Source organism: Streptomyces sp. NPDC033165 (genome assembly GCF_055577965.1).
Genome location: NZ_JBVIPK010000006.1, coordinates 1 through 11,193 on the forward strand (window position 1 = coordinate 1; position 11,193 = coordinate 11,193).

At 70.5% G+C, this 11,193-nt stretch carries 12 protein-coding genes and 1 rRNA gene; 10 read left to right on the top strand and 3 right to left on the bottom strand.

Translation table 11 applies throughout. From position 1 onward, the window contains the following. The 9 genes from rrf to ACZ5WC_RS15960 form a co-directional block, all read left to right on the top strand. A 5S ribosomal RNA gene (rrf, locus tag ACZ5WC_RS15920) occupies nt 1-92 on the top strand; the annotation flags it as partial. Between the two features lie 71 nt (nt 93-163). Then, complete coding sequence (locus ACZ5WC_RS15925; protein WP_468541349.1) at nt 164-808, top strand: HAD family hydrolase; 645 nt, start codon at nt 164-166, stop codon at nt 806-808. Nucleotides 809-850: 42 nt separating this feature from the next. Continuing rightward, nucleotides 851-2,053, top strand: coding sequence for an MFS transporter (locus ACZ5WC_RS15930; protein WP_468541350.1), 1,203 nt, complete (start codon nt 851-853; stop codon nt 2,051-2,053). Further along, nucleotides 2,022-3,191, top strand: coding sequence for an acetoin utilization protein AcuC (locus tag ACZ5WC_RS15935; protein ID WP_468541351.1), 1,170 nt, complete (start codon nt 2,022-2,024; stop codon nt 3,189-3,191). Before ACZ5WC_RS15930 ends, ACZ5WC_RS15935 begins: the two co-directional genes overlap by 32 nt. A gap of 103 nt (nt 3,192-3,294) precedes the next feature. Further along, nucleotides 3,295-4,110: a phosphatase gene (locus tag ACZ5WC_RS15940; protein ID WP_468541352.1), complete on the top strand. Its 816-nt coding sequence runs from the start codon at nt 3,295-3,297 to the stop codon at nt 4,108-4,110. A gap of 128 nt (nt 4,111-4,238) precedes the next feature. After that, a complete protein-coding gene (locus ACZ5WC_RS15945; protein WP_003968329.1) occupies nt 4,239-4,451 on the top strand; it encodes a helix-turn-helix domain-containing protein in 213 nt (70 codons plus the stop codon). Between the two features lie 110 nt (nt 4,452-4,561). Beyond that, nucleotides 4,562-4,660 (top strand): 30S ribosomal protein bS22, encoded by a 99-nt coding sequence (locus ACZ5WC_RS15950; RefSeq protein ID WP_003948845.1) that lies wholly within the window; start codon nt 4,562-4,564, stop codon nt 4,658-4,660. Between the two features lie 148 nt (nt 4,661-4,808). Then, nucleotides 4,809-5,897, top strand: a complete 1,089-nt coding sequence (locus ACZ5WC_RS15955; RefSeq protein WP_468541353.1) for an NAD-dependent epimerase/dehydratase family protein — start codon at nt 4,809-4,811, stop codon at nt 5,895-5,897. Between the two features lie 15 nt (nt 5,898-5,912). Further along, nucleotides 5,913-6,968, top strand: coding sequence for a lysophospholipid acyltransferase family protein (locus tag ACZ5WC_RS15960; RefSeq protein ID WP_468541354.1), 1,056 nt, complete (start codon nt 5,913-5,915; stop codon nt 6,966-6,968). A gap of 82 nt (nt 6,969-7,050) precedes the next feature. Here the strand turns inward: ACZ5WC_RS15960 and ACZ5WC_RS15965 are convergent, their stop codons facing one another. From ACZ5WC_RS15965 to ACZ5WC_RS15975, 3 genes are all read right to left on the bottom strand, one after another. Further along, the gene (locus ACZ5WC_RS15965) at nt 7,051-8,250 is read right to left on the bottom strand and encodes a DUF5667 domain-containing protein (protein WP_468541355.1); all 1,200 of its coding nucleotides are present in this window, start codon (nt 8,248-8,250) and stop codon (nt 7,051-7,053) included. 219 nt (nt 8,251-8,469) lie between these two features. After that, on the bottom strand, nt 8,470-9,246 hold the full coding sequence (locus ACZ5WC_RS15970) for an ECF subfamily RNA polymerase sigma factor, BldN family (RefSeq protein WP_096633006.1): 777 nt from the start codon (nt 9,244-9,246) through the stop codon (nt 8,470-8,472). 396 nt (nt 9,247-9,642) lie between these two features. Beyond that, the gene (locus ACZ5WC_RS15975) at nt 9,643-10,587 is read right to left on the bottom strand and encodes an HAD family hydrolase (protein WP_468541356.1); all 945 of its coding nucleotides are present in this window, start codon (nt 10,585-10,587) and stop codon (nt 9,643-9,645) included. Between the two features lie 135 nt (nt 10,588-10,722). Here ACZ5WC_RS15975 and ACZ5WC_RS15980 point away from each other — a divergent pair, with 135 nt between their 5' ends. Then, nucleotides 10,723-11,013: a glutaredoxin family protein gene (locus ACZ5WC_RS15980; protein WP_468541357.1), complete on the top strand. Its 291-nt coding sequence runs from the start codon at nt 10,723-10,725 to the stop codon at nt 11,011-11,013. Nucleotides 11,014-11,193 lie beyond the last annotated feature (180 nt).

Sequence of the window (11,193 nt, forward strand, 5' to 3'; positions counted from 1 at the left end):
CGCCCGGTTACATTCCGAACCCGGAAGCTAAGCCTTTCAGCGCCGATGGTACTGCAGGGGGGACCCTGTGGGAGAGTAGGACGCCGCCGAACAATTTTTCCGGGAAAGCCCCGTGCCTTGTGGCACGGGGCTTTTCTGCGTTCTGAACGTCTAGGCTCGAACCATGCGCTACGAACTGGTCATCTTCGACAACGATGGTGTGCTCGTCGACAGTGAGCCGATCGCCAACACCATCCTCTCCGGCTACCTGACCGAACTCGGTCACCCGACCTCGTACGAGGAATCGCTCCGCGACTACATGGGATCCGCTGTTCACCGCGTGCACGACCTCGTCGAGGAGAGAACCGGGGAGAAGCTGCCCGCGGACTTCGACACCACGCTCAACTCCCGTACGTTCGCGGCTTTCCAGCAGGAGCTGGTGGCCGTGGACGGGGCGGAGGAGCTGCTCGGGAAGCTTGTCGCCGACGGGGTGGACTACTGCGTCGCGTCCTCCGGGAGCCACGAGCGGATCCGGGTCGGGCACCGCAAGACCGGCATCGACCAGTGGTTCGAGGAGGAGTGGATCTTCAGCTCGGAGGACGTGGGGCGGGGGAAGCCGGCGCCGGATCTGTTCCTGCATGCCGCCGAGCGGATGGGGGTGGCGCCGGAGCGGTGCGTGGTCATCGAGGACAGCCCGCTCGGCGTCGAGGCGGCACGGGCCGCGGGGATGGACGTGTACGGGTTCACGTCGATGATGCCCGCGGACCGGCTCGTCGGAGTGACCGGGTACTTCTCCGACATGTCCCAACTTCCGGAACTGCTCGCCTGACCCATCTACCCACGGGTAGAGCCGGGCTCTACGCTCGCGGCCATGACTGATGCGGGCTTGCGGCACGGCAGGGCCTCCCTGGGGCTGAGCTTCGGCGTTCAAGGCGTCGCCTTCGCTCTCCTGGTGACGCGCATACCCGCCATTCAGGACCAGTACGGGATATCCGACGGGCTGCTGCCCGTCTTCCTCGCTGCCGTCCCCGTTCTGGCGGGGGTCGGCAGTGTGGCCACCGGAAAGCTGGTCGCGCGGGTGCGGCCCGGTGCCGTGCTGCGGTGGGCCCAGCCCCTCGTCCCGCTCGCCCTGCTCGGGGTGGGCGCGGGGCGGGAAGTGTGGCAGGTCGCCGTCGCGCTCGGCGTTTTCGGCCTGGCCGTCGGGGCGTTGGACGCCTCGATGAACATGCTGGGCGTCAGCCTTCAGCGGGCGTACGGGCGCAGCATCATGCTCGGCTTCCACGCCGCGTTCAGCCTCGGCGGGATCGTGGGGGCGTCCCTGGCGTGGGTCGGGGCGCGCTGGGATCTGCCGTTGCTCGTGTCGTACCTGCCTGCTGTGGCGGTGTTGTTGCCCGCCGCGCTGGTCGGGAGCCGGTGGTACACGGAGGGGAAGGCGCCCGAGCCGTCCGGTGGCGTTTCCGGCGGTCCGGGTGGGGCGGTTTCGTTCAAGCTGCTGTTGCCCCTGTGCCTCGTGATGGGCTTCGCGTACATCGGTGACTCGACCGTCTCCAACTGGAGTGCCAAGTACCTTCAGGACGTGCTCGGCAGCTCGGAGCAGCTGGCGACCGTTCCGTACAACCTCTACATGGTGACGACGCTGTTGGGGCGGGCCGTCGGGGATCTCGGGGTGCGGAGGTTCGGGGCGGTGGCCGTGGTGCGGGGCGGGAGTCTGCTGGCGGCCGGGGGGTTCGCGGTCGTGGCGGTGGCGCCGGGGGCCTGGGTGGGGATGCTCGGGTTCACGATGCTCGGGCTCGGGCTCTGTGTGATCGTGCCGCAGACCTTCGCGGCGGCCGGGCGGATGTTCCCGGGGAACAGCGATGAGGCCGTGGCCCGGATCAATATCTTCAACTATGTGGGGTTCCTGGTGGGTTCGCCGCTGGTGGGTGTTCTGGGGGATGCGTGGAGCTATCGGGGCGCCATGCTCGTGCCGATGGTTCTGGTGCTGGTGACGCTGGTGTATGCCCGCTCGTTCGGGCCGGAGCCCGCCCGATACGGTGGCGGGCATGAGCGGCCGCACACAGCTGATGTGGGATGACGCAGTTACGGGATACGACTTCGGGGAGAGCCACCCCATGGACCCGGTCCGGCTGGCCCTGACGATGGGGCTGGTACGGGCGTACAGGCTGGACGAGGCGGTGGATCTGCGGTCGGCGAAGCCCGTGGGGGACTCCACCCTGCGGCTCGTGCACCGGCAGGACTACGTGGCCGCGGTGCGGGCCGCCTCCGCGAATCCACGGGCCGCCGACCAGGACTACGGGCTCGGGACCGTCGACGATCCGGCGTTCGCGGGGATGCACGAGGCGTCCGCGCTGATCGCCGGGCTCTCCGTGGGGGCCGCCGAGGCGGTGTGGCGGGGCGAGTGCGCGCACGCGGTGAACTTCACCGGGGGGCTGCACCACGCCATGCCCGGGTCGGCCGCCGGGTTCTGCGTCTACAACGACCCGGCCCTCGCCATCGCCCGGCTGCTGGAGCTGGGCGCGGAGAGGGTCGCGTACGTCGATGTGGACGTCCACCACGGGGACGGGGTGCAGGCCGCGTTCTGGGAGGACCCGCGGGTCCTGACCATCTCGCTGCACGAGCACCCCAGGACCCTGTTCCCGCAGACCGGGTGGTCGGAGGAGACCGGGGCCGGGGCGGGGGAGGGCAGTGCAGTCAATCTGCCGCTGCCCGCCGGGACCGGGGACGCCGGGTGGCTGCGGGCCTTCCACTCCGTCGTGCCGGAGCTGATCGCCGACTTCCGGCCGCAGGTGCTCGTGACCCAGCACGGGGCCGATACGCACTTCGAGGACCCGCTCGCCCACCTCGCCGTCTCCCTCGACGCGCAGCGGGCCGTGATGGAGTCCTGCCACGAGCTGGCCCACAGCTACGCGGACGGGCGCTGGGTGGCGCTCGGCGGGGGCGGGTACGCGGTGGTGGATGTCGTACCGAGGTCGTGGACGCATCTGGTGGGCATCGCCGCGCACGCGCCCGTCGACCCCGAGTCCGTGGTCCCGGCCTCCTGGCGGGATCTGGTCTATGCCCGCACACGGCAGCTGGGCCCCGGGCGGATGACGGATGGACGTACGCCGTCGTGGAAGTCGTGGGAGGACGGGTACGACCCGGCGGACCGGCTGGACCAGGCCGTGCTGGCCACCCGGAAGGCGGCGTTCCCGCTGCGGGGGCTGCTGGCCTGAGGGAGGGGCGGCCGCGGGGCATTGTGCCGTGCGGTTACGCCAACGGTGGGGTGTAGCGGGAATCCGGCCTGTCCGTGCGCCGCGATACGGCAGCATCCGTGGGGTGTTGAGCACCGGGGCGCTGCGCGCCCATCTGCTGGCGGCCCGGCTGGCCGGGCCCGTGGCCACGCCGCGCGAGAACAGTCTGCGCAGCTACCGGCTGTTCGCGGCCCGGGATCCGCGGGTGATGCTGGGGCTCGCGCCCGAGCGGGCCTGGGGCGAGGGCGAGCTGCTGCGGCTGATGGCGGACCGGTGCGGGGTCTCGGCCGATCCCGCGCATGTCTCGGGGCCCGACGCGATCGATCCGGAGCGGACGGTGGCCGCGCTGGACGCGTTCGCCGAGCGGCTGGCGGTGGTGGCCGAGCGGCGGGCTCCGGTGCTGCTGGGGACCGGTCATCCGCACCGGCTGCTCGGTTTCTACGCCGGGCTGGCAGACGCGCTGTCGGCGGCGGGCTGTCCTGTTCTCACCCCTGCGCAGGGGCGATGTGTCGACATAACGACCCGGTTTGGCGTACGCACGTACAACCTCGACTACGTACGGGGTGTCGCCCTGGTGCGCGAACCAGGGGGGCGGCCCACGGGGGGTGCGACCGGCGCGCACACGCATTCGCCGCTTCCCGTGAGGCTCGCGCTCCAGGACGCGGCGGAGCGTCTCGGGGTGCTGCCCGAGCTGGTGATCGGGGATCACGGCTGGGTCTGCGGTGCAGGTCAGCTGGGGATCGAGGCGATCGGGCCGGCGGACACGGACGATCCGGCGCTGTTCGTGGGGGAGGCCGAGGGGCGGGTGTCCGTGGTGGTTCCGCTCGACGACGGCGTACGGTCGGCGTTCTACCGGCCGTTGACGCGCTATGTGCTCAATCGGGCCTGTCTGTCACAGTAGGCCGTCGATCGTCTCTCCTCTTCCCCACTCGCACCACCCGCCCCTAATCTGTGGAGTGAGCGCACAGCGACGAAGAGTCACCGGAGGGGAAGCCGGTGCGCGTCCGGTGCGGAAGGTACAGGTGGGTCATGGCTGCTGGCAGCGAGAGGCCTCTCAACGAGGTCAAGTTTCTGACCGTGGCGGAAGTCGCCTCGGTCATGCGAGTGTCGAAGATGACCGTGTACCGCTTGGTGCACAGCGGTCATCTGCCGGCGATCCGGGTGGGCAGGTCCTTCCGGGTGCCGGAGCAAGCGGTTCACGCGTATCTCCGCGAGTCCTTTGTGGGGGTGGAATCAGCCTGAGGTTGCCTGCGGATTACGTCCCTCGGACGGTGGCGGGTAGGCTAGGCCGACGTAGGTCGTGTGGGCCCAGACGCCCCGCACCAGTGAAAATGAAGTGAGCGAGGGTAGTCGTGGGCTCTGTTATCAAGAAGCGGCGCAAGCGGATGGCCAAGAAGAAGCACCGCAAGCTGCTCAAGCGCACGCGCGTTCAGCGTCGCAACAAGAAGTAAGCGAACGCAGTTCGTGAGATCCGCAGCCCTTCCGCCGTTCTGGCGGGAGGGCTGCGGTGCGTTTCGGGGCATGGGGTCGTCACAGGGCGGCGGCCACCCGCTACGGTGACGGCCAGGAAGTTACCGCTGGAAGCAGGGGAGCCGGGTCTTGGGGAAGGTCGTGCTCGTCACGGGAGTGGCCCGGCAGCTGGGGGGCCGCTTCGTCCGGCACGTCCAGCGCGAGCCCGGGGTGGACCGGGTGATCGCCGTCGACGCGGTCACGCCCGCGCATCAGCTGGGCGACGCGGAGTTCGTCCGCGCGGACATCCGGCAGTCGGCCATAGCGCGGGTCCTGGCCGAACACTCCGTCGACACGGTCGTCCACCTGGACGTCTCCGGCAAGGCGCTCGGCGCGGGCGGCCGCCAGGCGCTCAAGGAGACCAACGTCATCGGGACGATGCAGCTGCTCGGCGCCTGCCAGAAGTCCCCCACGGTCCAGCGGCTCGTGGTGAAGTCCAGTACCAGCGTGTACGGGTCGGCGCCCCGCGACCCCGCCGTGTTCACCGAGACCACCCCGCCCAAGTCGCTGCCGAGCGGAGGCTTCGCGAAGGACGCGGTGGAGGTCGAGGGGTACGTACGGGGCTTCGCCCGCCGCCGGCCGGACGTGGCGGTGTGCGTGCTGCGGTTCGCGAACATCCTGGGGCCCGAGCCGGACTCGCCGCTGGCGGACTATCTGTCGCTGCCCGTCCTGCCGACGGTTTTCGGCTATGACCCGCGGCTCCAGTTCGTGCACGAGGACGATGTGATCGACGTCCTGGGGATCGCCGCGAGCGAACCCCGGCGCGGGACGCTGAACAGCGGCACCTTCAACATCGCGGGGGACGGGGTGCTGCTGCTGTCGCAGTGTTCGCGGCGGCTGGGGCGGCCGACCGTGCCGGTGCTGCTGCCCGCCGTCACCTGGGTGGGCTCGGCCCTTCGTACGATCGGCATGACCGACTTCTCGCCGGAGCAGATCCGGCTGCTCACCCATGGCAGGGTGGTTTCGACCGTGCAGATGCGCGAGACCCTCGGTTTCCGGCCGAAGTTCACCACGGCCGAGACTTTCGCGGAGTTCGCGCGGAGCCGGGGGCCCGGTCTGCTGCCGCCGGAGACGGCGGGCAGGGCGGTGGACCGGCTGGCGGCGCTGCCGGTCCCGGGGGGTGCCGGGCCGCGGGAGCGCGGGGCCGGTTCGGTACAGACGACTCACGGCGCCAGGTAGAGGAGCGCACCGACGATGGCGGACGCCAAGGTCATTCCGTTCGACGACGACCGTTCGCGGTCCGGGAACGCGTCGCGTCCGGCGCGGCGCAGGACCGGGGCGGGCGGCCCCGGTGGCAGTGGCCGGGGCGAGGGCGCCACGGCTCCGGTGAGCGCCCTGCCGGGGGCGGAGGTCCCGGACCTCTCCCCGGCCCCGGAGGGCGGCGAGCCGCCTCCGGAGGGCGGCGAGGACGGGGGCTGGGAGCGGCGGATCGCGGGCGGGCTGGCGTTTCTGCGGCGGCGGGTCACCGGGGATTACGACGTCGATGAGTTCGGCTACGACAAGGAGCTCACCGACCAGGTCCTGATGTCGCTGCTGCGGCCGCTGGCGGACAAGTACTTCCGGGTCGAGGTGAAGGGCATCGAGAACATCCCGTCGGGCGGCGGGGCGCTCATCGTGGCCAATCACTCCGGGACGTTGCCGCTGGACGGGCTGATGCTTCAGGTCGCGGTGCACGACAACCATCCGGCCGAGCGTCATCTGCGGCTGCTCGCCGCGGATCTGGTTTTTCATCTCCCGGTCGTCAACGAGCTGGCCCGCAAGGCCGGGCACACGCTGGCCTGCGCGGAGGACGCGCAGCGACTGCTGGAGCGGGGCGAGATCGTCGGGGTGATGCCGGAGGGGTTCAAGGGCATCGGCAAGCCGTTCGGTGAGCGCTACAAGCTTCAGCGTTTCGGCCGGGGCGGGTTCGTGTCGACGGCGCTGCGGGCGGGTGCGCCGATCGTGCCGTGCTCGATCGTGGGCGCGGAGGAGATCTACCCGATGATCGGCAACGCGAAGACGCTGGCGCGGCTGCTGGGCTTCCCGTACTTCCCGATCACGCCGACCTTCCCGTGGCTGGGGCCGCTGGGCGCGGTGCCGCTGCCGACGAAGTGGACGATCCAGTTCGGTGAGCCGATTCCGACGGACGGCTATCCGCCGGAGGCGGCGGAGGACCCGATGCTGATGTTCAACCTGACGGACCAGGTGCGTGAGCAGATCCAGCACACGCTGTACCGGCTGCTGGTGCAGCGGCGGTCGGTGTTCTTCTGATCTTCGGTGTTCTTCCGTAGCTACGGAAGAAGGGGGGGCGGTACGCGCTTCGCGTACCGCCCCCCCCTTCGCTTGCTCCGGTCTACGGCTTGAGGTTCTCGCCGTCGATGCCCAGGCCCGGGAGGAGGCCCGGGAGGAGCGGGGGCAGGGTGACGTCCGGGGCGGGCGGGCTGCTGGGCCTGCCCTCGGGGGAGGGCTGGGTGAGGCCGTCCGTGGGCAGCTCGTCGAGCAGTCCGTCCCCGCCGCCGCCCAGCAGTCCGTCGTCGGGGGTGGATTCGGTGGAGCCGGAGGGCTTGGGGGCGGTGCTGCCATCGGTGCGGTCCCCGGGCTGCTGGGAGGCGCCGGGGGCGGGGGCGTCGGACCGGGGTGAGCCGGTGCCGGGGGTGGTGGTGTCGGCGCGTCCGGTGTCCTTGCTCCCGCCCGGGACGCGGGGGAGGAGCGACCGGAGTGGTTCGACTTCCTCCTCCATGGCGTCGAAGACGGAGCTGACCTCGTCGCCGACGTCGCTGAGCTGGACGGGCAGTCGGTCGCGGAGGTTGCTCCAGGTGTCGCGGTGTGAGCGGGAGAAGGAGTCGAGGGTCTGGATCGGGCCGATCGAGCCGTCGCGCTGGTAGGTGGCGTGGAGCAGCCGGTGGCCCTCGGAGGCGTCGTGGGACATGCCGTTGAGGGCGCGTCTGATGGCGCCGAGCGACTCGTGGTCCAGCTCGCCGGAGCGGCCGCGCTCCATGAGGCGGCGGGCCTCGCTGAGCCGGGTGGAGGCCTGGTCGAGGTAGGCCTCGCCGCGGTCGGCGTCGCCCTTGGTCATGCCGAGGCTGATGTCCTCCATCCCGCGCTTCAGCCCGTACAGCGAATCACCGGGGAGGGCGTCGGAGCTGGCGGCGGCGACTCCGCCGAACGCCCCTGCGGCGACACCGACGGTGAGCCCGCCGGCGGTGAGTCCCTTCGCCCAGCGGGAGCGGGGGCGCAGTTTCCGCAGCGGTGAGGCCCGGTGTGCCCCCTTGGCCCGTTGCTCGGGCACCGTAGGGCCCGTGGACGCGCCGCCCTCGGCGAACATGGCCTCCATGGCCGCGACGAGCTGGGCTCGCTGTACCACTTTGACCTCGGGGTCCAACTGCGGCTTCGGTAGTTCACCGAGGCCGTTCGCCAGGGCCAACAGCGGTCCGGGGTCGGCCTGTTCGGCCGTGTCCTCGGGCTGTACGGCCGCCGCACCCTGGGGGGTCTGCTCCTCCAGGGCCTGGGCGAAGGCGTTGGCCCGCCGGTGTGCCGAAACGTTTGCGATCACTGGCGGCACCTCCTCTCGTCATGACGGTCGACTCCCCTGGCGGTCCGGAAGGTTGCACACCTTGAGCGTTTCCACTCGATGGAGTGAGTGGCGACGGACAGGGGGTGACGACAGGGGGCCTGCAACCGGCACAACGAGCCTCGCGGCACTTGGGTTACGCGCGAAAGATGATCGGACCAGTGCGTGAGGGGACGGTCACGCAGAGGTCCGTCGGTCAGGTCAGCGGGCGTCGTCCGGCAGGAGCCGGGCCAGGGTCCGCACCGCGCGGTACTGGAGGGTCTTGATCGCGCCCTCGTTCTTTCCCATCACCCGGGCGGTCTCGGCGACCGAGAGGCCCTGGAGGAACCGCAGGGTGACGCACTCCTGCTGCTGGGGGTTGAGGCGTCGCACGGCCTGGAGCAGTGCGGCGTTGGAGAGGGACTCCAGGACGGAGTCCTCGGGGCTGCGCGCCACCTCGTTGGCGTCGAGCATCTCGCCGGTGGTCACTTCCAGTCGGAAACGACTGGATTTGAAGTGGTCGGCGACCAGATTGCGGGCGATCGTGACCAGCCAGGCGCCGAAGTCGCGGCCCTGCCAGGTGAACGTGGAGATACGGCGCAGCGCGCGGAGGAAGGTCTCGCTGGTGAGGTCCTCCGCGGTCGCCTTGCCGCCCACGCGGTAGTAGATGTACCGGTACACCGTGTCGCTGTACTGGTCGTACAGGCGGCCGAAGGCGTCCGCCTCGCCGGCCTGTGCGCGCTCGACGAGATCCATCATGCGCGCGCTGTCGCTGTCGGCGGTGGGACGACGGACGGCCGCCGTGGTCGAGGCGGTACGGGTGCTGCGTCTTCCGACCGCCGCACTGCGTTCGGCCATGGCGTAACAAGGGCCGGCAGGTGCAGGGGTGGCAAATGCGGGGACGGCGTACGCGGTGGGGACGAAGCCGCGCAAGCGGTCAATGACCGATGCACGCAGCGTAGCCAGGCCCGAGGCGTCAACCCCGACGTGTGGGTACACGGGACTCCCAGAGGCAGAGCTTCCATCACGAGCAGTTCGAAAAACGTCACCCGTCGTAGCGGGTGGCGGTCTCCGTGATGCGTCTGAGGAGAATAACGCTTCGTGCAGGCGGTGCTACACCCAGTTGTCTAAATCATCGCTTCCGTCGCTTCTGTTATCGCTAAGTGACGGAACAAGTAGCACATGGTGACCGTTTATTGATCGGATTACTTCGTGATCTGTCTCTGGGGGCGACGGGTTGTGGTCGGGCGTCGGTAATCCGACTGGCCGGAGGGGGCGCTGGGCCCGGCGGGGCGGCCGCTCACGATTGGCCGTACGGCTCCGGGCGTGGCTGCGCCCCGTGACCGGATGCGACCGGAGGTGCGGGGCGTGGAGCGTACGGGCGTGGGTGCGGGGTCAGCGGCGGCGGCGGTGCAGGGCGACGGCCGCGGCCGTGCCGCCCGCGAGCGCGCCGACCCCGGCGGCGGCCGGGATGCCGACCTTGGCCGCCTTGCGGCCGGTGCGGTAGTCGCGCAGCCGCCAGTCGCGGGCGCGGGCGTACTTGCGGAGCTTGGTGTCCGGGTTGATCGCGTAGGGGTGGCCGACCAGCGAGAGCATCGGGATGTCGTTGTGCGAGTCGCTGTAGGCGGCGCAGCGCTCCAGGTCCAGGCCCTCGGCGGTGGCCAGGGCGCGAACGGCCTCGGCCTTGGCGGGGCCGTGGAGCGGTTCGCCGACCAGGCGGCCGGTGTAGACGCCGTCGACCGATTCGGCGACGGTGCCGAGCGCGCCGGTGAGGCCGAGGCGGCGGGCGATGATGGTGGCCGTCTCCACGGGGGCGGCGGTGACCAGCCAGACCTTCTGCCCGGCGTCCAGGTGGGCCTGGGCCAGGGCGCGGGTGCCGGGCCAGATGCGGTCGGCCATGTACTCGTCGTAGATCTCCTCGCCGATGGACATCAGCTCGGAGACGCGGTGGCCCTTGACGATGGACAGGGCGCTGTCGCGGGCGTCCTGCATGTGGTCCGGGTCCTCGACGCCGGCCAGCCGGAACCACGCCTGCTGCCAGGCGAACCGGGTGAGCTCGCGGCGCTCGAAGAACTTCCGCTTGTACAGGCCGCGGCCGAAGTGGAAGATCGCGGCGCCCTGCATGACGGTGTTGTCGAGGTCGAAGAAGGCGGCGGCGCGGTCGTCCCCGGCGACCGGGAACGCGGGCTCCTCGGGCGCCTCTGCGGGGGCCCTGGTCAGGAGAGCGGCGTCCTCGTCGGCCGAGGTCCTGCGCGCGGCCTCCGCCGCGGCCTCGCCGGCCAGGACGCTCCGTGCAGTCGCGGAACGCCTACGGGGGGTGAGCCATCCAAGAGCGGCCATGCCGCGAGCATAGCCAGTCCGCCCGCACCTGCCGGACCTGCCGCGATGCAGGGGTGTGAACGCTGCGGGTCGGAATGGTGAATCGGGCGATTCCGGGCGGTCCGCCGCGGGGGCGCGCGGGCGCAGAATGTAGGCATGAGCCCTCTGCTGCGCCGTACGAAGAAGAAGCCCGCCGACCGGGTGGTCACGTTGATCGGGAAGCCCGGCTGTCATCTGTGCGAGGACGCGCGGGAGGTGGTCGGCGCGGTCTGCGAGGAGACCGGTGCGGCGTGGGTGGAGAAGGACATCACCGAGGACGAGGAGCTGTACCAGGCGTACTGGGAGCAGATTCCGGTGGTGCTGATCGATGACGAACAGCACACGTTCTGGCGCGTGGACCCGGCCAGACTGCGCAAGGCGCTGGGTGCGGACGCGAAACCCGGTTAACATCGTGGGCGTTTTGAGTGGTCTCGGGGGAGTGGATGTGAGGAGTGTGTACCGCTTTGCCCCCTTCGAGGCTGCAACGGGTTGATGCGGTCCTTGGTTCCGGGATCGCGCGGGGAATGTGCGTGACCCCGGTCACTTTGACCGGACAAAACGGACACCATCTTTGTGCACGCGTTCACA